Origin of the sequence: Pedobacter aquatilis, assembly GCF_030409415.1 — a bacterium.
Classification (GTDB): Bacteria; Bacteroidota; Bacteroidia; order Sphingobacteriales; family Sphingobacteriaceae; genus Pedobacter; species Pedobacter aquatilis.
Map to the genome: position 1 here is coordinate 106,466 of NZ_JAUFPW010000008.1, position 20,082 is coordinate 126,547.

Annotated in this window: 19 protein-coding genes and 1 tRNA gene; 10 read left to right on the forward strand and 10 right to left on the reverse strand. The window is 34.6% G+C overall.

The features are described from left to right. The first annotated feature begins 47 nt into the window (after positions 1-47). Positions 48-722: a 2-C-methyl-D-erythritol 4-phosphate cytidylyltransferase gene (locus tag QWY86_RS01600; protein ID WP_290237962.1), complete on the forward strand. Its 675-nt coding sequence runs from the start codon at positions 48-50 to the stop codon at positions 720-722. A gap of 24 nt (positions 723-746) precedes the next feature. Here QWY86_RS01600 and QWY86_RS01605 read toward each other — a convergent pair whose 3' ends face one another. From QWY86_RS01605 to QWY86_RS01630, 6 genes are all read right to left on the reverse strand, one after another. Further along, complete coding sequence (locus QWY86_RS01605; RefSeq protein WP_156166633.1) at positions 747-905, reverse strand: lmo0937 family membrane protein; 159 nt, start codon at positions 903-905, stop codon at positions 747-749. 146 nt (positions 906-1,051) lie between these two features. Beyond that, positions 1,052-1,273 (reverse strand): DUF2795 domain-containing protein, encoded by a 222-nt coding sequence (locus QWY86_RS01610; RefSeq protein ID WP_010603503.1) that lies wholly within the window; start codon positions 1,271-1,273, stop codon positions 1,052-1,054. 86 nt (positions 1,274-1,359) lie between these two features. Beyond that, positions 1,360-1,908 carry a cob(I)yrinic acid a,c-diamide adenosyltransferase gene (locus tag QWY86_RS01615; RefSeq protein WP_290238004.1) on the reverse strand — a complete coding sequence of 183 codons (549 nt, stop codon included), beginning with the start codon at positions 1,906-1,908 and terminating at the stop codon, positions 1,360-1,362. An 81-nt stretch (positions 1,909-1,989) separates the two neighbouring features. Further along, positions 1,990-2,748: an ABC transporter ATP-binding protein gene (locus tag QWY86_RS01620; protein WP_290238006.1), complete on the reverse strand. Its 759-nt coding sequence runs from the start codon at positions 2,746-2,748 to the stop codon at positions 1,990-1,992. An 86-nt stretch (positions 2,749-2,834) separates the two neighbouring features. Next, positions 2,835-3,125 carry an Asp-tRNA(Asn)/Glu-tRNA(Gln) amidotransferase subunit GatC gene (gene gatC, locus QWY86_RS01625; protein ID WP_290238008.1) on the reverse strand — a complete coding sequence of 97 codons (291 nt, stop codon included), beginning with the start codon at positions 3,123-3,125 and terminating at the stop codon, positions 2,835-2,837. Positions 3,126-3,127: 2 nt separating this feature from the next. Then, complete coding sequence (locus QWY86_RS01630; RefSeq protein WP_290238010.1) at positions 3,128-3,853, reverse strand: lysophospholipid acyltransferase family protein; 726 nt, start codon at positions 3,851-3,853, stop codon at positions 3,128-3,130. A 278-nt stretch (positions 3,854-4,131) separates the two neighbouring features. Here QWY86_RS01630 and trpS point away from each other — a divergent pair, with 278 nt between their 5' ends. The 4 genes from trpS (at position 4,132) to QWY86_RS01650 (ending at position 7,418) form a co-directional block, all read left to right on the forward strand. Further along, positions 4,132-5,130 carry a tryptophan--tRNA ligase gene (gene trpS, locus QWY86_RS01635; protein WP_290238012.1) on the forward strand — a complete coding sequence of 333 codons (999 nt, stop codon included), beginning with the start codon at positions 4,132-4,134 and terminating at the stop codon, positions 5,128-5,130. A gap of 69 nt (positions 5,131-5,199) precedes the next feature. Beyond that, positions 5,200-5,814, forward strand: coding sequence for a deoxynucleoside kinase (locus tag QWY86_RS01640; RefSeq protein WP_056872440.1), 615 nt, complete (start codon positions 5,200-5,202; stop codon positions 5,812-5,814). Between the two features lie 133 nt (positions 5,815-5,947). Then, the gene (gene kdsB, locus QWY86_RS01645; protein WP_290238017.1) at positions 5,948-6,727 is read left to right on the forward strand and encodes a 3-deoxy-manno-octulosonate cytidylyltransferase; all 780 of its coding nucleotides are present in this window, start codon (positions 5,948-5,950) and stop codon (positions 6,725-6,727) included. Positions 6,728-6,875: 148 nt separating this feature from the next. Then, on the forward strand, positions 6,876-7,418 hold the full coding sequence (locus tag QWY86_RS01650) for a hypothetical protein (protein WP_290238019.1): 543 nt from the start codon (positions 6,876-6,878) through the stop codon (positions 7,416-7,418). A 3-nt stretch (positions 7,419-7,421) separates the two neighbouring features. On the opposite strand, the gene QWY86_RS01655 is transcribed toward QWY86_RS01650, so the two are convergent. Continuing rightward, positions 7,422-7,883 (reverse strand): hypothetical protein, encoded by a 462-nt coding sequence (locus QWY86_RS01655; RefSeq protein ID WP_290238021.1) that lies wholly within the window; start codon positions 7,881-7,883, stop codon positions 7,422-7,424. A 347-nt stretch (positions 7,884-8,230) separates the two neighbouring features. On the opposite strand from QWY86_RS01655, the gene pyrG reads away from it, so the two are divergent. The 4 genes from pyrG (at position 8,231) to QWY86_RS01675 (ending at position 16,193) form a co-directional block, all read left to right on the forward strand. Next, complete coding sequence (gene pyrG / locus QWY86_RS01660; protein WP_290238023.1) at positions 8,231-9,847, forward strand: CTP synthase; 1,617 nt, start codon at positions 8,231-8,233, stop codon at positions 9,845-9,847. Positions 9,848-9,867: 20 nt separating this feature from the next. After that, positions 9,868-11,673, forward strand: a complete 1,806-nt coding sequence (yidC, locus tag QWY86_RS01665) for a membrane protein insertase YidC (protein ID WP_290238025.1) — start codon at positions 9,868-9,870, stop codon at positions 11,671-11,673. A gap of 165 nt (positions 11,674-11,838) precedes the next feature. After that, the gene (locus QWY86_RS01670) at positions 11,839-14,697 is read left to right on the forward strand and encodes a S9 family peptidase (protein WP_290238027.1); all 2,859 of its coding nucleotides are present in this window, start codon (positions 11,839-11,841) and stop codon (positions 14,695-14,697) included. A 224-nt stretch (positions 14,698-14,921) separates the two neighbouring features. After that, positions 14,922-16,193, forward strand: a complete 1,272-nt coding sequence (locus QWY86_RS01675; protein WP_290238028.1) for a nucleoside recognition domain-containing protein — start codon at positions 14,922-14,924, stop codon at positions 16,191-16,193. Between the two features lie 67 nt (positions 16,194-16,260). On the opposite strand, the gene QWY86_RS01680 is transcribed toward QWY86_RS01675, so the two are convergent. From QWY86_RS01680 to QWY86_RS01690, 3 genes are all read right to left on the reverse strand, one after another. After that, a complete protein-coding gene (locus QWY86_RS01680) occupies positions 16,261-16,440 on the reverse strand; it encodes a hypothetical protein (protein ID WP_290238030.1) in 180 nt (59 codons plus the stop codon). Positions 16,441-16,603: 163 nt separating this feature from the next. After that, positions 16,604-17,044: a PaaI family thioesterase gene (locus tag QWY86_RS01685; RefSeq protein ID WP_290238032.1), complete on the reverse strand. Its 441-nt coding sequence runs from the start codon at positions 17,042-17,044 to the stop codon at positions 16,604-16,606. Between the two features lie 204 nt (positions 17,045-17,248). Continuing rightward, positions 17,249-19,708 carry a TonB-dependent receptor gene (locus QWY86_RS01690; protein ID WP_290238034.1) on the reverse strand — a complete coding sequence of 820 codons (2,460 nt, stop codon included), beginning with the start codon at positions 19,706-19,708 and terminating at the stop codon, positions 17,249-17,251. A gap of 267 nt (positions 19,709-19,975) precedes the next feature. Here QWY86_RS01690 and QWY86_RS01695 point away from each other — a divergent pair. After that, a tRNA-Arg gene (locus QWY86_RS01695) sits at positions 19,976-20,049 on the forward strand. The last annotated feature ends 33 nt before the right edge of the window (positions 20,050-20,082 follow it).

Sequence of the window (20,082 nt, forward strand, 5' to 3'; positions counted from 1 at the left end):
AGCTCTTTTACTTGCTACTTGATACTAAATACTTGATACTTTTGAAGATGAAATACTACGCTGTAATTGTAGCAGGTGGCGCCGGAAACCGGATGCAAACCGAAACACCAAAACAATTTTTACTACTGAATAACCTACCGGTTTTAATGCATACCATCAAAGCATTTGCATTAAGCGATTTCCAACCAAAAATACTGGTTGTACTCAATCAACAACAACATTCGTATTGGAATAAACTTTGCCAGGAATTTAATTTTAATATTCCACATGATGTGATTGCTGGCGGTTCTGAAAGATTTCATTCCGTAAAAAATGCGATCGATAAAATTTCAGAAACATCTGTTATTTCTATACACGATGCTGTTCGTCCGATAATTTCTAAACACTTAATTGATAAGGGCTTTAAATATGCACTTGAAAATGGCAGTGCAATAGCGGCTGTTAAGCCTATTGATAGCATTAGAAAGCAAGTTGGAGAAAATACCAAGGCAGAGAATCGCGATGATTATTTCATGGTCCAAACCCCACAGGTTTTCCAATCTGAAACGATAAAGAAGGCTTATAACTTACCTTTCAAAAATCATTTCACTGATGACGCAAGTGTTGTGGAAGAAAGCGGTATTGAGGTAAATTTAATTGAAGGCGAAAGAAACAACATTAAAATAACCTACCCTGCAGATTTAGATATTGCAGAATGGTTCCTAAACAAAAATGCCCTTTAAAAATAAAGGGCATTTTTTGTTTATTTAGGCAGCTCGGCCAATAACCTTTAGTAAAATTGCAATAACAGCAATTACCAATAATACATGGATGATGTTACCAACATCGCCAAAGCCATGAAATAAAAACCCTATAACCCAGAGTATAACTAATACAACTGCGACTAAATACAATAAATTTCCCATCGTGTTAATTTTTTTAGTGTGTAAATGTTGGTATAGTAACAACGATGGATTTACTTTTGTTTAAAAATTGTAATAATTTATTCCAAAATGCTATAAGGCTCTGAATATTAGACAAAAAAAATCCCAACTTGCGGTTGGGATTTTGTTTAATATTCATCTTCATTAAAGAAGAAATCTTCTTTAGTAGGATAATCTGGCCAAATTTCTTCAATAGTTTCATAAGGTTCGCCATCATCCTCTAATGCCTGCAAGTTTTCAATAACCTCAACAGGAGCACCTGAACGAATACCATAATCGATTAATTCATCTTTAGTTGCTGGCCAAGGTGCATCTTCCAAGTGGGAAGCTAATTCTAGTGTCCAATACATATCTTTTTATTCAGTTAATTCTTGTTCTGTAATTATGCGCAAAGTATATTAAAATTTTTGAGCAAAACAAACTTATTTTTCCACTATTAAACACGCGGTATCCAAATGTTTTCTTCTGCCTTGAAATCCATATTCAGTTTTCGTGCCAAAACAAATAAATAATCACTTAAACGATTTAAGTAGATGCTTACCTGCTCATTTACAAAACTATTTTCTGATAATTCAACTGTTAAGCGTTCTGCTCTTCTGCATACGCAACGGGCAATATGGCAGTAAGAGACCATGGTATTGCCACCTGGCAGAACAAAATGTTTTAATGCTGGCAAAACTTCGTTCATAGCATCCATTTCTTTTTCTAACAATTCTATATCACTCGAATGCAAATCCGGAATCTTCATTTTTGATTTTTCAGGATCTGCTGCTAAAGATGCACCAATTGTAAATAACCTGTCTTGAATTTCTTTTAACGATTGCTTATGATGCAAATCGATATCCTGACACATAATTAAACCGATATACGAGTTTAATTCATCAACAGTTCCATAAGTTTCAATACGAAGGTGATATTTAGGTATCCGCGTTCCGCCTATTAGAGAGGTTTGACCTTTATCGCCTGTTTTAGTGTAGATTTTCATTTTAGAAAGTATTAAGTTGTAAGTTATACGTTTTAAGTATAGATAAAACGTATAACTCACAACCTACAACTTAAAACTTCTTTAATTTATCTTCTCCCAATCGCTTCCGCTATCTTTTAAAGCTTGTAAACGTGGAGATACATTTTTTACATCAGTATTAACGTAATCATTTTCTATTAAACCATCTCGCATACGTACAATTCTATGCGCATGTTGGGCAATATCTTCCTCGTGTGTTACCAAAATGATGGTATTACCTTTACTGTGAATTTCTTCGAGCAAACCCATAATTTCAATAGAGGTTTTGGTATCTAAGTTACCAGTCGGCTCATCTGCCAGGATAATTGATGGATCGTTAATTAATGCTCTTGCAACCGCTACACGTTGGCGCTGGCCACCAGAAAGCTCGTTTGGCTTATGATCCATACGATTACCCAGACCTACGTTTTCTAAAGCTTTAGCAGCTCTCGCTTCGCGATCTTTTTTACTACTACCAGCATAAATTAATGGTAAAGCAACATTATCTAATGATGTTGAACGTGGTAAAAGATTAAACGTTTGAAAAACGAAACCAATTTCCTGATTACGAACTTCTGCCAATGCATCGTCCGTCATATGGCTTACATCCGTCCCATTTAAAATATAACTTCCGCTTGATGGCGTATCTAAACAACCTAAAATATTCATCAAAGTAGATTTACCTGAACCAGATGGACCCATCAATGCTACAAATTCGCCTTTGTTTATATCTAAACTAACCGATTTTAATGCATGGATAACCTCTGAACCGATAACGTATTTACGACCAATTTCTTTAATGGTGATGAGTGGTTGCGACATAGTTTTTATTTTTTAGACATGAGTAATGGTTAAGATGTTACAAGTGATTTAAAATTTTCGTGCGCAACAACCCAAAATGATTGAATTTATTTATCAATAATTTTAGGAACCATAAAAAACGACTCATTATGTTTAGCTGCATTTTTTAACCCATCCGCAGTAGCAATTTCTTGCTTAACAACATCTTCCCGCCAAACATTTGTAGCTTCATTCATATAAACCAAAGGTTTTACGTTTGAAGTATCCAGCTCGTTTAATTTTTCCATAAACGATAAAATTTTATTCATTTCCGGTATCAGTGTTTCAACTTCTTTGTCATTTACATGAATCCGGGCGAGGTCGGCAATTTTATGTATAGTTTTTTCGTCTAAATTCATTTTTATACTAATTTACTCTCTATCAATTTAAAAACCCTTTTTTTCAAAACATCACTGTCCAAATCGGTCAGGCTATGCGTTTCTATTGGTTTATGGACGTAAATATCGCAAATTCCGGGCTTACTTCCATATTTAGCACCATCATCCCAATTAATTTTCCAAACATTAGTTATGCTAACTGGAACCAAGGGAATGTTTTTCTCTATGGCTAAACGAAATGGACCGTTTTTAAATTCTCCAAGTTTTGGTGGGTATTCGTCATCTATTTTTCCTTCCGGGAAAATTATTAAACTCATCCCCTTTTCTAAATTTTCGCCAGCTTTTTTAAAAGCTTTAAAGGCCGAAATTTTACTATCCCGATTAACTGAAATATCTATGGTTCTGAAAAATATACCTAAAATAGGATTGTTTAAAAGCTCATCTTTCCCCATAAAATGAAAATTACCATGGCCCATTATGCAAAAAACCATTATATCTAAATTCGATGTATGGTTGGCGCAGTAAATGTAGGTTTGCTTTGAATTAAGCTGTTTCTCGAATGTGTAGCGAAAAATAATTCCAGAAAAAAGACTGCTTAAAAAGCTATTTAACTTTCTGAAAAAATTTAATGTGCTATAGTATTTCGGATGGCTTGCCGTTAAATAATATATAGGATAAAATAAGGCGAAGAAAAAAACAATCCAAAAGAGGTACCAAACCCGATGTATTTGCCTGAAAAATTTTACCATAGATACTCAAAAATATAAATTTATGCCATATATTTTCTTTACTGCAACTTTTTATTTAAGATGATTATTTGGCATTAGCAGGTAATTTATTATGCAAACCAAAGTTTACAAACCCGATATAAGCGAACACGAATCCCGATTTTTATCGGGAGAAGTAAAGCGCTTAGCGGGACTAACGTTAATATTGATACTGCAACTGCTTTTCAAATAAAAAAACTTGTAACATAAATTGAATCGATGCTACATTGATGTTAATTTATTTTTAATTTCGTGCCATTATGAAAGAAACAGTGGTGAGCGGCATTCGCTCTACAGGAAAATTACATCTTGGTAATTATTACGGCGCAGTACAAAACTTTATTAAAATGCAGCACGATTATAACTGCTATTTTTTTATTGCCGACTTACACTCTCTAACTACACATCCTACCCCTGCCGATTTACACGGCAATATTAAACACGTTTTGGTTGAATATTTAGCCAGCGGAATTGACCCTGAAAACAGCACCATTTATATACAAAGCGATGTACCAGAAATTGCTGAGCTTTATCTTTACCTAAACATGAACGCTTACATGGGTGAGCTTGAGCGTAGCACTTCTTTTAAAGACAAAGTACGTGCAAACCCTGATAATGTGAATGCTGGTTTATTAACCTATCCTGTTTTAATGGCCGCTGATATTTTAATTCATAAGGCAACGAAGGTACCAGTTGGGAAAGACCAAGAGCAGCATTTAGAAATGGCTCGTACTTTCGGTAATAGATTCAATAGATTGTATAACACAGAATATTTCCCTGAACCTTATGCTTTTAGTTACTCTGATAATTTGGTAAAAGTACCAGGATTAGATGGTAAAGGAAAAATGGGAAAATCGGAAGGTGAAGCTAATGCAGTTTATTTATCTGATGACCCCGAAACCATACGCAAAAAAGTAATGCGTGCTGTCAGCGATGGTGGTCCAACAGAAGAAAACCAAGAAAAACCAGAACCGATTCAAAATCTTTTTAATTTGATGAAAATTGTTTCCAGCCAGGATACTCATCAACATTTTGATGATTTATATAACAAAATGCAAATTCGTTACGGCGATTTTAAAAAGCAAATCGCAGAAGATATGATAATTGCAACCGCACCAATGCGTGAGCGTATTAAAGATATTCAGCAAGATGATGCTTATTTACGACAAGTTGCTAAACATGGAGCATTGAAGGCGAGAGAAAGTGCTCAAAAAACAATAAGGGAAGTTCGCAGCTTAATCGGGTTTAAAAGTTTTTAATTTAGTAAGCTTAAGGTTTAGATTGAGAAACTAGCCTGAGCCTCAACCTTAATCTAAAAAAGAAAAAGAATGCATATAGCAATTGTAGGAAATATTGGTGCCGGCAAAACAACCTTAACCGGATTATTGGCAAAAAATTATGGCTGGGAAGCACTATACGAAGCTGTAGATAATAATCCCTATTTGGAAGATTTTTATAGCGACATGAAGAGGTGGAGCTTTAATTTGCAGATATATTTCTTAAATAGCCGTTTCCAGCAAATAACTGATATTGAAGTAAATAAGCGCAATGTAATTCAGGATAGAACGATTTATGAGGATGCACATATTTTCGCAGAAAACTTGCACGATATGGCGCTAATGACCACCCGCGACCATGACAATTATAGAGCAATTTTTGATAACATTACTTCGTTTATAAAGCCACCAGATTTATTGGTGTATTTAAGAGCATCTGTTCCGACATTGGTAAATAACATTCAACGCCGCGGACGTGAGTATGAAGCCGGTATTCGTATTGATTACTTATCAAAACTTAATGAAAAGTATGAAGCATGGATTAAAGGTTATAACCTAGGTAAATTATTAATTTTAGATAAAGATAAACTAGATTTTACAAACAATCCTGAAGATTTAGGTCAGGTTATACAATCTATTGAAGCTGAAATTAACGGGTTGTTTTAATTAAACAACTGTTTTTTCTCCGTCATTGCGAGGCACGAAGCAATCTCATCTACATATTTTTTAAAGATTGCTTCGTGCCTCGCAATGACGAGAGCCTTAAAATATTTTTGAAACATCAATCTGTAATTGCGACATGAGCGACAAAAATCCAACGTTTTCATTAAAAGTTATCGGAATTATACCTGCTCGCTTTGCTTCTACCCGTTTTCCTGGTAAACCTTTAGTAGATATTGCCGGTAAATCGATGATACAGCGGGTTTATGAGCAGGCTTCAAAAGCAGAAAGTTTAGCTAAAGTTGTTATTGCAACCGATGATGAGCGTATCGCTGATGAAGTTAAAAGATTTGGTGGAGATTATGTTTTTACATCATCAACTCATCAAAGCGGAACGGATAGATGCGCAGAAGTAATTGAGCAATTGCCTGGCTTCGATATTGTAATAAATATTCAGGGTGATGAACCTTTTATAGAACCTGCACAAATTGATTTATTGGCAAGTTGCTTTACGGAAGAAAAAGTTCAATTGGCAACACTTATAAAATCTATCGAAAGCCAGGAAAGCATTTACAATCCTAATAGTCCGAAAGTTGTTATTGATGTGAATGGCAGGGCAATGTATTTTAGCAGAAGTCCGATTCCATTTATTAGAAATGGCGAACCGGGTGTTTGGGCAGAAAAACATCAGTTTTACAAGCACATAGGCATTTATGGCTATAGAACTGCTTCGCTTAAGGAAATTACAAAACTACCACCGTCATCATTGGAAATTGCTGAAAGTTTAGAACAACTTCGTTGGATAGAAAATGGTTACTACATTCAAACCAAAGTGACTGATTTAGAAACGGTAGCGATTGATACACCTGAAGACCTTAAAAAGTTAAATAAATTGCTAAAGGCTCTAAAATTGGAGTAGTTTTTAACGGAGCCACAGATTTGCAGATTTTTTTATCCGCATAACTGAGGTATAATAATTATTAAACCTTTCAATTGCGAAGCAGTGCCTGTACGTAATTTACAACTGTAAATAAAATTTATTATTTTAAGGGCATTCAATCTCATTTATGAAAAAAACACTTTACTTATTAATTTGCAGCATTGGTTTATTAGTGGCTTGTCAAAACGATAATTCCGATAAATCATCTGCAATAGAATTTAAAAACGTAAATCAGGTTTTCACCAAATCGTTCTCAAATTTAAAAACAGTTGATACTTTTAAAATTGAGCTTAGTGGTAAAAAAGCTGCTGATATCATTTTACATTTCACAATAAAAAATGCAGCCGGACAGGAAATATACAGTGAAGATTTAAAAGGTAAGGATTTGGTTGATAACACCGATCCGAATGTAGATTTATCTAAAGAAAAAGCACAATTAATTTACCTTAAAACTATTGCCAACGATTTTTTTGCAGAAGATAACTTCCTTGAACCTGCGGTAATGCCTGATGATAAAGCCGATAATAATGCTCCGGATAAAGCACTTTACGAAGAGCTAAAAAAATCTGGCTTAAATGGCTTTAAATATCGTTTAGGTAAAGAAAGTAACCTCTACATCGCATGGAGTGAAAAGGAGCAAAAGGTAAAGGTATATTACAAGTGTTGTTAGATACTAAAAGGAAAGCTTAAATAATTTTTTTGATCTAATTGAAATAACCCCAACCAAACCACAACAAAAAATTAACATTGGTGTGTAATCATCTAGCGGACACTTGATCGTATTAGTCCAATAACCGTAATCTCCTAATGTGTGGGTAAAGGTTGAGGTTCCCTTTCTAACATAGCAACCACCTGTTGAAGTTACAACGAAACTAAAACATTGATTTGCTGGTGTAAGTTGGTCTGAATTCCATTCCGAGTAAGGAGCAGATTGAGATTGAAAAGTAGGTTTTCCACCAAAATTTGTACCCGTATTTTGATAATATATACGCTGTGCATTCCCAGTAGGTGCAGCATTGCCATTTCCTCCTCTATTAACATCTCTACAGCCATATTGATTATTAGTAGCTACAAATTGAGAATAGCAGCAAAAGGATAGTAAACAGAACATCCCTACAAAGATGATTTTAATCATAATTTATTTGAATTATGGGATGATTAAAAAAATAGGGAGCGCAAAAATAGTGGTATTTTTATTGCCTCAAAACTTTATCACCACAATATGTTAAGAAATGTCTTGACCAAAGTCAACAAGTTGTAAGTTCGAACACTATGTTTGGTGGTGATGAAAGGATAAATTAGTTTCTAAAAAAGACAATAGTTTGAATTTAATCATTCAGAAAACCATAAATCACTAAATCCCATTACTTTATCATTTTTAAATATTCTTCATTTTTAAGAATTAGAAACAAGTAATTTTCTTACCTTTGTATCCCGTACAAAAAGCAACATTTTTTGCCTTTGTTGCATAAATTCACAATCATGACTAAGTATATTTTTGTTACGGGCGGTGTTACTTCCTCTTTAGGTAAGGGCATCATCTCCGCTTCTTTAGCTAAACTTTTACAAGCACGGGGTTATCGTGTAACCATTCAAAAATTCGATCCGTACATTAATATCGATCCGGGAACTTTAAATCCTTACGAACACGGCGAATGTTTTGTTACTGAAGATGGTGCAGAAACGGATTTAGATCTTGGTCATTACGAACGTTTCTTAAACGTTCCAACATCACAAGCAAACAACATAACAACTGGGCGAATTTACCAAAATGTAATTAGTAAGGAGCGTAAAGGTGAATACTTGGGTAAAACTGTACAGGTAGTACCACATATTACCGACGAGATTAAGCGTAACATGCGGATGTTAGGCGAAAGCGGTGAATACGATATTGTAATTACTGAACTTGGTGGTACGGTGGGCGATATTGAATCTTTACCTTTTATCGAAGCGGTTCGTCAGTTTAAATGGGAAGAAGGCAGTTCAAATGCCATTGTTATTCATTTAACTTTAGTTCCTTATCTGGCTGCAGCTGGCGAGTTAAAAACGAAACCAACACAACATTCGGTTAAAGCATTATTAGAGTACGGCATCCAGCCTGATATTTTGGTTTGCAGAACAGAACATCACTTAGGTGCGGATTTAAGAAAAAAAATTGCGCTATTTTGTAACGTTAACATCAATGCAGTTGTCGAATCGATGGATGCATCTACGATTTATGATGTTCCATTACTAATGTTGAAAGAACAATTAGACAAAACTGTTTTATCAAAACTTAAGCTGCCGACTAAAAACGATCCGGATATGGAAAGCTGGAAAGATTTCCTTGGTCGCTTAAAAAACCCAACTGCCGAAGTTAAAATTGGTTTGGTTGGTAAATATGTTGAATTGCCTGATGCTTACAAATCTATTATTGAATCTTTTATACATGCGGGTTCGAAAAATGAATGTAAGGTTCGTGTAGAGTATATCCATTCTGAAAGTATTTTCCCAGATAATGTAAAAGAAAAACTAGGCCATTTACAAGGTGTTTTAGTTGCGCCAGGTTTCGGAAGCCGTGGTATTGAAGGAAAAATTGACACGATTAAATACGTTCGTGAAAATAACATTCCTTTCTTCGGTATTTGTTTAGGTATGCAATGTGCGGTTATTGAGTACGGACGTAACGTTTTAGGCTTAAAAGGTGCGCATACTACAGAAATTGATGCTGAAGCGGCGAATCCGGTTATCAATATGATGGAAGAGCAGAAAAGCATTGTAAACATGGGTGGTACCATGCGTTTGGGTTCTTATCCTTGCGATATTAAGAAAGGAACTAAAGCTTTCGCAATTTATGGCAAACAACACATTAACGAGCGCCATCGCCACCGTTATGAGTTTAATAACGATTATTTAAAACAATACGAAGAAGCAGGAATGATTGCTTCGGGAATAAATCCTCAAACAAACTTAGTAGAGATTGTTGAGCTTAAAAATCATCCTTTCTTTGTTGGCGGACAATTTCACCCAGAATTAAAATCAACAGTAGCAAATCCTCACCCACTTTTTGTTAAATTTGTGGCCGCTGCAATGGAGTATGCTAAGAAGAAAACAAATTAACAGCAGCATAAATACAAATAATGGATAGAAATACCTTTACAGGATTATTCCTGATTATGATCATTTTGGCAGGATCATTCTACTTCTTTAAACCAAGTGAAGCAGAATTAAAAAAAGCCAAAGAAACAGAACAATTAGATTCTCTAAAAAAAGCCGGTGCAGTAGTAGCGGCAAAAGATACTGTTAAAAATACTGTAACCTCTACCCCTGCGGTTGATTCGTTAGCATTAAAAGGTCCGTTTGGTACTGCGTTAAGTGGTACACAGGCAAACACCGTATTAGATAACGAAAAATTGTTAATAACCTTGAGTAATAAAGGTGGTAAAATTTCTTCGGTAGAAATTAAGGGCCAGAAAACTTATGATGGTAAACCATCAATTTTATTTCAGGGCGATGCCAATAAATTTGGATTAATCCTAAATGCTGCCGGTAAGGTTATTAATACAAATGATTTATATTTTACCCCAGCAAAAGCCGGCAATACCATTACTATGCGTGCTGATTATGGTGCAAATGCATACTTAGAATTTGTTTACAATTTAAAAGCTGGAAGCAACAAGGTTAATTTTAACGTTAATTTGGTTGGTATGCAACAAGTTATTGCAGGTAATACAGTTAATTTAAATTGGGATGCAACATTATTACAGCAAGAAAAATCGCTTGAAAGTGAGCATCGTTATTCTGCACCATATTATAAATATTTAGATGGTGATGTAGACCACTTAAGTGTTTCAAAAGATGAAAAAGAAGAACTTACTAAAGGTAAAATTCAGTGGGTTTCATTTAAGCAGCACTTTTTCTCTGCATCGTTAATTTCTAAACAAGCTTTTGATAAAGGTTCCTTGGAAGTTAAAGTACCTACAACACCGGGCATGGTTAAGAACTACAGTGCAAATATGCAGTTGTCTTATGCACACCAGGCGAATCAGGTTTATGAAATGGAATTCTATTTCGGAACCAATAAATTCTCTGAGCTAAAAGCGCAAGGTTATGATTTGGAGCAACAGGTAGATATGGGTTATTGGCCGTTAAAATACATTAACCGTTTTATCGTATTACCAGTATTTAATTTCCTAAACAGCTTTGGCTGGAACTATGGCTTAATTATCCTTGTATTAACCATCTTATTAAAAGTTGCTTTATCGCCTTTAACTTATAAGTCATACTTATCAATGGCTAAAATGAGGGTTTTAAAACCTGAAATGGATGAAATTAAAGAAAAAGTAGGGGAAGATAACCCAACATTAGTTCAACAGGAATATTTAAAACTGTACAAAAAAGCAGGTGTAAACCCACTTGGCGGATGTTTGCCAATGGTATTACAATTGCCTTTGGTAATGGCTTTTTTCTTCTTCTTCCCTAACCTTTTTGAGTTAAGACAAGAAAGCTTCCTTTGGATGACGGATTTATCAACTTATGATGAATTTATCCGCTTTGGTTTCAAACTGCCATTTATTGGCGACCACTTAAGTTTAATGTGTGTATTGATGACCATCTCTACCTTAATCATGACTTATTTTAACAACCAGGTTTCTGGTGCAACTGGTCAGATGAAGTACATTGGTTACATTATGCCAATCATTTTCTTAGGGGTACTAAACAGCTATCCGGCAGGTTTAAATTACTATTATTTCTTAGCCAACTTAATGACTTTCGGACAGCAGTTCTTAATCCGTAAAATGGTTGATGATGATAAAATCCATGCTTTAATTCAACAAAATAAAGCAAGACCAGCTGATGAGAAAAAGAAAAAATCTAAATTCCAACAGCGTTTAGATGATTATATGCGTCAGCAACAACAAGTTCAGCAAAAAGGAAAAAAATAAGTATTCCTAATATTGATAAAAAACCCGACTGTTTAATTGCAGTCGGGTTTTTTGATATAAATTGATTTGGTTTTTGTAATATTTGGCGTACATCTTTCTTAATAAGCTAAAAATTTGCAATTTTTAGATATTGAAATCTCAACCAACAAATTAATTATTCATAAAATGCAAAAAAAACTAACGATATTTTTACTTTTCGTTGCCGGTTTTACCTACGCTCAAAAAAAACCATTAGACCATAAAGTTTATGATACCTGGGAAGCTGTAGGCACAAAACAATTATCCAACAATGGCCAATTGGCTTTATACAGCGTTTTACAACAAGAAGGTGATGCTACTTTATACATCACAAATTTAAAAAGTAACTCGAAATTGACCATTCCGAGGGCTTCAACAGGCCAATTTAGCAACGATTCTAAATTTGCAGCTTTCTTAATAAAACCCGCCTACAAGGATTTAAGGCAGGCAAAGATTAAGAAAACGAAGCCAGACGCTATGCCAAAAGATACTTTAGGAATTGCGAATTTAACCACGAATGCAATTACTAAGGTTGCAAGAGTAAAAACTTTTAAACTTCCTGAAAATGGCTTTGGCTTTTTAGCTTATCAATTAGATAAACCTGACACCGCAAAAAAAACTACGCCAACAACACCTAAAAAGGATTCAGAATTTGACTTTGCTGATGATGAACCTACAGGTGGACCAAAAAAAGAGGAAGGAACAGATTTAATTGTTAGAAACCTTTTAACAGGAACTGAACAAACTTACAAATTTGTAACAGAATATGCTTTCAGTAAGGATGGCAAGCAATTGGTTTTTGCTTGTAGCGGTTCTAAAAAAGATAAGACAGCGCCACAAGGTGTTTATCTATTAAATACGGAAAAAGGTACTTTGAAAACACTAATCAAAGGAAAAGGAAGCTTTAAAGGCTTTACGTTTGATGAAGATAGTGAGCATTTAGCATTTGTTGGAGAACAAAGCCCAGAAAAACAGGAAATCAAAAATTACAATGTATATTATAATTCTTTATCGTTAGATACCGCACAAACCATTGTAGATTTTGATATGCCTGGCTTACCGGCTAAATGGTCAGTAAATGGCGATGGACGTGTATCTTTTAGTAAAGATGGCAAGAAATTATTCTTCGGAATTGCTCCGATTAAGAAAGCAAAAGATACAACAATTGTAGATTTTGAAGTTGCAAAAGTAGACATTTGGAATTATAAAGATGATTACTTGCAACCGATGCAGTTAAAAAATGCTGACAGAGATAGTAAAAAAAGCTTCCTTTCTGTCATTGATATTTACAGCGGCGACCCAAAAGTTATTCCGTTAACTGATTTAAAATTACCAGATGCTAATTTGGTTAGAGAAGGTGATGCAGATTATGTTTTAGCTTCGACTGATTTTGGAAGAAGAATTGAATCGCAATGGAGTGGCTCTACGACAAAAGATTATTATTTAGTAAACACTAAAACCGGTGAGCGTAAGAAAATAATCGATAAGTTAAATGGAAATGCCATGGCTTCAGCTGGAGGTAATTACGTTATCTATTTTGATGAAAGCACTTCAAACTGGTTTACTTACAATGTTGCTAATGGTAAAGTTTTGCAACTTAATACCGGCCTAACAGTTAAGTTTGCCGATGAGGATAATGATGTACCAGGTAACCCGAGAGCTTATGGAGTTGCAACCTGGACTGAAGATGATAAAGCTGTTTTAATTTATGATAAATACGATATATGGTCGTTTTCTCCAGATGGAAAATCTCAACCAAAAAACATAACAAACAACTTTGGTAGAGATAACAAAATCACGCTTCGTTATCACAAAACACAACAAGATAATCGTTTTGAGCGTGGAGTTGATACAAAATTCATTAAATCAAATGAATTGGTTTGGTTAGATGGTTTTAATAATGCAACTAAAGAAAATGGCTTTTACCGAAAGAATGTTGGTTCGGTTAAAAACCCAGATTTAGTGGTAATGGGCAAAAACAAATATTCAAATCTTTTAAAGGCTAAAGATGCTGATGTTTACATTTTCGATAAAGGAAATTACGTAGAATCGCCAAATGTGTATGTAACAACTGATTTTAAAACAGAAAACAAATTAACCAACACTAATCCTCAACAACAAAATTACAACTGGGGAACGGCAGAATTAGTGAAATGGACTACGCCAAAGGGTTATAAATCAGAAGGTATTTTATACAAACCGGAGAATTTTGATCCAGCTAAAAAATATCCAATGATTGTTTATTTCTACGAGAAATTATCTGATGGTTTATACGGCTATCAGGCACCAGCGCCTACTCCATCACGCTTAAATATTTCATTTTTTGTTAGCAACGGTTACTTGGTTTTTGCTCCAGATATTTCTTATACTAAAGGCTATCCAGGGCAATCTGCAGTAGAGTTTATTAATTCTGGTGTAGAAAGTTTAAAGAAAAATGCTTGGGTTGATGGAACTAAAATCGGGATTCAGGGTCAAAGCTGGGGTGGTTATCAGGTTGCATATTTAATTACGCAAAACGATATGTATGCAGCTGCATGGGCGGGAGCACCAGTTGTTAACATGACATCTGCTTATGGGGGTATTCGTTGGGAAAGCGGTATGAACCGTCAGTTTCAATACGAAAAAACACAAAGCCGTATCGGTGCAACTTTATGGGAGAAGCCAGAGCTTTACACAGAAAATTCACCATTATTTATGTTCCCTAAAGTAAATACGCCTGTTGTTGTTATGGCGAATGATGCCGACGGCGCTGTGCCTTGGTACCAAGGTATTGAAATGTTTACTGGCTTACGCCGTTTGGGCAAACCGGTTTGGATGTTAAATTATAATGGTGAAGCGCACAATTTAGTTCAACGCCAAAACCGTAAGGATATTCAAATTCGCGAGCAGCAGTTTTTTGATTATTACCTAAAAGGCGCAAAGGCTCCAGCTTGGATGACAAGCGGAGTACCAGCAACTGAAAAAGGAAAAACGTGGGGTTTCGAATTAACAGACGATAAACCTTAGTCGAAGTTTAACGTTATAAGTTTAGGGTAATTTAACGAACAACGCTTAACAAAAAATTTAAATTCAACCCATAAAAAAAATCCGTAGTTGGTAGCCTTGCTATCGCTACGGATTTTTATTTTATTCAACCTTACGCATCTTTATGAGAGATTTTTTTCTTGATTATGTTTCTAAACAAAAAAAATCTATTTTACACCTATCAAACTAAAAACTAAACAACGCAAATGGCATTAAGTAGAATTTGGTCGGCATTTATAATTGTTGCAATTGTTGTAGCAGCCGTTAAATGTTTTTTTTTCGGGCAAAGTGAAATTTTCAATTGGATGGTGGTTGGAAAAGCCAGTGATGCTTCAAATCCACTTAAATTAGATGGAATTATTGAAACCTGCTGGGTGTCGGTAGAACTTTGCTTCAAGCTTATCGGAATCTTGGCCTTATTTATGGGCTTTATGAGTATTGCCGAAAGAGCTGGTGGTATTCGTTTACTTTCGAGAATTGTTGGCCCATTCTTCTCCAAATTATTTCCCGAAATTCCCAAAGGGCATCCATCAATGGGGCACATGATAATGAACTTTTCTGCCAACTTATTAGGACTGGATAATGCTGCTACACCATTTGGCTTAAAGGCGATGGAGAGTTTGCAGGAACTAAATCCAAGTAAGGATACGGCATCAAACTCGCAAATTATGTTTTTGTGTTTACATGCTGCAGGTTTGAGTTTAATTCCGGTAAGCGTTATTGCTATTCGTGCTTCTCAAAATGCTTCGAATCCGACAGATATTTTTATCCCTTGCTTAATTGTAACATTTGTTGGTACTATCGCAGCAATGCTAATTGTTTCATTTAAACAAAAAATTAACTTACTGCAACCAGTAGTCATCGCCTGGATTTTGGGCTTATCAACCATAATTGCAGCTTTAGTGGTTTACATCACTTCGTTGGATGCGAACGGTATAAAGTCATTTTCTGGTATATTGAGTAATGGGTTAATTTTGTTAGTTTTTCTATTAATTATTTTAGGCGCCATTTATAAAAAAATTGATGTTTTTGATGCTTTCATAGATGGGGCAAAAAATGGTTTTGAAACGGCTATCAAAATTATTCCATATTTAGTTGGGATGCTGGTTGCGATTAGCATGTTACGTACAAGTGGCACATTTGATGTAGTAATTAGCGGTATAAAAACATTTTTCGCCTTTTTAGGTGCTGACACAAGATTTGTAGAAGGATTGCCAACTGCATTAATCAGACCATTAAGTGGTGGTGCGGCAAGAGGAATGATGGTGAGTACAATGGAAACCTATGGCGCAGATTCTTTTGCAAGCCGCTTATCAGGTATATTTCAAGGCGCATCTGATACAACGTTTTATGTAATCGCGGTCTATTTTGGCTCTATAAGTATTAAAAATACAAGATATGCAATTGGTGCAATGCTGCTGGCCGATTTAGTTGGGGTTTGTACAGCCATTTGTTTAGCTTATTTATTCTTCGGATAGAAAAATATTATTCATTAAAAAAGCTTGAATGATTGTCTCATTCAAGCTTTTTTAATTAGTTGAGTTATTAAGAAACCTGTGGAGGTATAGAAATTCTACTTATAATTTCATCCAGCGCATCTGCTTCGATTACAACATTTTTAGATGCACACCACGTTTCGGTTTTATTATCTAACCAGATACAGAAAGAATGGTAGCCATCTAAAACAACAGCATAAGTTTCATGAAAGTCGTCTTGTATTCGCATGCAAAAACCTTTAAAAATTTTGCCTCGAACAATAAATTGCAGAGTTGAATAATTTTCTAACATGGCTCATTATATTTTAGGTTAAGTTAAAACATCCAGATAATGAGAATGTTTTGTTAATTTAAAGGAATTAACAATTTTTTCTAACCCTATGAAGAATAGCTTAACCTATATTTAACATATTAGAATAGCCTTTAGCTATTAAACGTTTTTTAGATGGTAAAAATATCTCACACTGAAGATTTAAAATTGTTCTTCCCTTTTTTACGATTGATGTTTCTGCTACAATTTCATTTCCCTCGCCTGCAGGTGCAAAATAATCTATATAATTATTTACAGTTGTATATTTTTCGTTTAAACCCATTGTAAACACCGTAGCGCCTATTAAATCATCTATTATACCGGCAGTTACCCCACCATGCAAAATTTGATAAGGGTTCGTCATTTCGTTTCTAATCTTGTACTTACAAACTAAAATTCCATATTCAGCCTTTATTAAAACAGGCGCAAGCCAGTTCATAAAATTTGAGGGCGAGTTTGAAATTACGTGTCCAATCGATTCTCTTAAAAAATTAAGTCTTTGTTCGCTTAATGATGCTTCCATAATTGTAAAGATAATGAAAATGGGTTAGGGAAGATGGATGATGGGAAATGGAAAATTGAAGATGGAGAAATTTTTGTAAGATGTATAATCTGCAGTTTAAACCTCAACACTCACAAATCAAATATCACACATCTGAACTCCACTATCCCTCATCCATTTCACATCTACAACCCTAAATCCATCCCAAATCATCCATCTTAAATCTTAAAAAGGTATTATCGCTTTAAAACTGAAATTTCTACCCATATTATAAATCCCACTCCTCCCGTTGGGAGAATTATTGTAATATTCGAAATATTTTAACCTGTTTAAATGAGATTGATAGGTTACATTAAAAATATTATCACACTGTATAAAGATATCCAAGATGGTTTTATTCGATTTTGATTTTATTCCAGAACCTATTCCAGCATTTATTAAGGTATAACCTCTGGTAAAACTTTCCGTATCATCTAATGCATAAAATTTGTTCTGATCAGCAAAAACCGCTGCATCAGCTTTAAAGTAAGGTTTGTTTAACCAACCTTGTTCGTTGGTTGCCGTTAATTTAATTTCAGATCTTACTTGTAATGGCGGAATAAATGGCAAATACTTAGCCTCATTTCCGTATTTATTTAACAATTCTTTATTTTTATTCAAGCCAATTACATAGGCAAAGCTATTATTAAAACTTAACCATTTTAAGGATGAAGGATGGATATTCACACTAAATTCTGCTCCATAAAGTCTTGCGCTTGATTGCTGATATTGATAGGTTAAATTCCCCGGAACGATTACAACGGGATTTCCATCTTCATCGGTTAATCTCGATTGATAGATATAATTTTGAATATTGTTGTTAAAAACTTCCAAACTCAAATCGAAATCATTCAAGTAAGCGCTAATGCCTAAATCTTGTTGCAGGTTAAATTCCGGCTTAAAATTTCGATTACCTAAATAAACAATATGCGCACCTGGATCTAAACCATTCGAACCAATTTCTGTAATGTTCGGTGCCCGATAACCTCTTGCAATATTCGCTTTAACTAACAGTTTATCAGATAGATTGTAGGTCAAACCTAAACTTCCAGATAAGCCATAATAATTTCTTTTAAAAAATGGAAACTGAAGTTCAGCGCCATTATTATTAGCTTCAACTTTTTCGCCAAAGCCAGTTTGAGCATTTGTACCAACATAAAAATTATCCCAGCTTATGGTTCTTCTGTCTAGTCTTATTCCTCCAGATAAATCAACCTTTCCGAAACTTTTCTTGGCGAAATAAAAAGCACCAATATCAAATAAATCGTAATCTGGTATTGGAAAATCTGTCGCATCCTTACTTCTATTGCCCTGAAGCATTCCGTTAACACCAATTGTACTTTCTATATCTCCAAAGTTTGGCAGATTATATTTCACATCATAATTCAATGTATTTAAAACCACATTTAAACCTGCCTGATGTGGCACTGTTGGATGATTATATTCCCTGCGAACACTTTGCTGTCCGCCGATTAAGAAATTTAAATCGCTGTTTGCAAATTTAATTTGACTTGAATTGTAAAACCTGAAATGCTGAATATGTTGATGCAGGGGATTTATAGTATAACTTTTCAATTGATTGGCAGGAACTATTGGTCGGTTTTTGATATCATCGCCATCATCCAATATTTGTCTGGTAAATTTCCTGGTCAAAGAATCACGACTACCATCAGGAATTTCCATTAAATTATCATAATAAGTAAAAGCGGTTTTTGAATAGCCCCATTTCTTATCAAGCCTTGCAGAAGCTGATAAATTGAATTCGCGAAAGGCGGTACCATAAACATATTTATCAACCTTATTGTAATAATTATGAGCTGCCTTTCCAGTAGCACGAAAATTATATTTCCAATCATTTTTAGCATAATTTAAACCCAAAGATGAGCCAATCATACCATTATTGCTTTGATAATTTGTAGTTAAATCGCCACTTAAAATGTTATCTATCAGGTTGGCATTGGCAGGAATCATATTTATAACACCTGCTAGAGCATCAGAACCATAGGTTAAACTTGCAGGCCCTTTTACAACTTCCGCTCTCGATATTCCATATTCATCGACCTCAATACCATGCTCATCCCCCCATTGTTGCCCTTCTTGCCTTAATCCATCATATAAAGTTAATACTCTGTTGTAGCCCAAACCTCTAATAAATGGTTTTGAAACATTTGGGCCGGTTGTTACAGCCGAAACCCCAGGAATGCCCTTAACAATTGCTTCAATAAGGTTTGTATTAACATTTTGATCCATGTTTCTTTTGGAAAGCACAGCGATAGGCACCGGACTTTTTCTTAATTCAGTTGCTCTGTTTACACCAGTAATTACAACATCATTTAACATCGAAGCACTTTCTGTAAGTTCAATAATTATGCTTGAATCTGATTTCAAATCAATCTTATATCGTGATGGTTTATAACCTACACCAGAGGCTGTAATTTGAAATGAACCTGAATTAATCTCATCAAATTCAAAAATCCCAGCATTATCGGTTTTAGTAATTTTTCCTAAAGGAGAGATTTGCACACTAATATTTCCCACAGGGATATCTTTATTATGTACCGTGCCTTTGAGTTTTACTTTTTGAGCAAAGCTGATGTATGGTATCAAGGAAAATAAAAGAATAATGAAAAGAGATTTTACAGGCATGATAATTTATCTAAATATATTTTTAGACAAATCTAAATTTTATTTTAAATAAATCAAATTATTTATTTTTGTTGATGTAAAAGAATTGCATTTAGTGATTAAATAACATTCATTTCTAATTCTTAATAGTTTATTAATATTTATGTGTTGATTGCAAAAATTAATGCTCTAATTATTAATCAGTTAAATTTAAGTAAAGAAATTATTCAAATTTATTTCTGCTTATTGCCAAGAACTTCTATATTTGCACACGTTAAAAAAAAATGGGCCTCGGTAGCTCAGTTGGATAGAGCAACGGTTTTCTAAACCGTGGGTCAGGGGTTCGAATCCCTTCCGGGGTACAAAAAAACCTCTTCAATTAATTTTGAAGAGGT

Coding starts and splice junctions, on each gene's coding strand:
- QWY86_RS01670 (WP_290238027.1), top strand. CDS start 11,839: ATGCAAAAAAAACTAACGATATTTTTACTTTTCGTTGCCGGTTTTACC.
- trpS (WP_290238012.1), top strand. CDS start 4,132: ATGAAAGAAACAGTGGTGAGCGGCATTCGCTCTACAGGAAAATTACAT.
- QWY86_RS01685 (WP_290238032.1), bottom strand. CDS start 17,044: ATGGAAGCATCATTAAGCGAACAAAGACTTAATTTTTTAAGAGAATCG.
- QWY86_RS01630 (WP_290238010.1), bottom strand. CDS start 3,853: ATGGTAAAATTTTTCAGGCAAATACATCGGGTTTGGTACCTCTTTTGG.
- QWY86_RS01675 (WP_290238028.1), top strand. CDS start 14,922: ATGGCATTAAGTAGAATTTGGTCGGCATTTATAATTGTTGCAATTGTT.
- yidC (WP_290238025.1), top strand. CDS start 9,868: ATGGATAGAAATACCTTTACAGGATTATTCCTGATTATGATCATTTTG.
- QWY86_RS01605 (WP_156166633.1), bottom strand. CDS start 905: ATGGGAAATTTATTGTATTTAGTCGCAGTTGTATTAGTTATACTCTGG.
- kdsB (WP_290238017.1), top strand. CDS start 5,948: ATGAGCGACAAAAATCCAACGTTTTCATTAAAAGTTATCGGAATTATA.
- pyrG (WP_290238023.1), top strand. CDS start 8,231: ATGACTAAGTATATTTTTGTTACGGGCGGTGTTACTTCCTCTTTAGGT.
- QWY86_RS01615 (WP_290238004.1), bottom strand. CDS start 1,908: ATGAAAATCTACACTAAAACAGGCGATAAAGGTCAAACCTCTCTAATA.
- QWY86_RS01640 (WP_056872440.1), top strand. CDS start 5,200: ATGCATATAGCAATTGTAGGAAATATTGGTGCCGGCAAAACAACCTTA.
- QWY86_RS01650 (WP_290238019.1), top strand. CDS start 6,876: ATGAAAAAAACACTTTACTTATTAATTTGCAGCATTGGTTTATTAGTG.
- QWY86_RS01600 (WP_290237962.1), top strand. CDS start 48: ATGAAATACTACGCTGTAATTGTAGCAGGTGGCGCCGGAAACCGGATG.
- QWY86_RS01620 (WP_290238006.1), bottom strand. CDS start 2,748: ATGTCGCAACCACTCATCACCATTAAAGAAATTGGTCGTAAATACGTT.
- gatC (WP_290238008.1), bottom strand. CDS start 3,125: ATGAATTTAGACGAAAAAACTATACATAAAATTGCCGACCTCGCCCGG.
- QWY86_RS01680 (WP_290238030.1), bottom strand. CDS start 16,440: ATGCGAATACAAGACGACTTTCATGAAACTTATGCTGTTGTTTTAGAT.
- QWY86_RS01690 (WP_290238034.1), bottom strand. CDS start 19,708: ATGCCTGTAAAATCTCTTTTCATTATTCTTTTATTTTCCTTGATACCA.
- QWY86_RS01655 (WP_290238021.1), bottom strand. CDS start 7,883: ATGATTAAAATCATCTTTGTAGGGATGTTCTGTTTACTATCCTTTTGC.
- QWY86_RS01610 (WP_010603503.1), bottom strand. CDS start 1,273: ATGTATTGGACACTAGAATTAGCTTCCCACTTGGAAGATGCACCTTGG.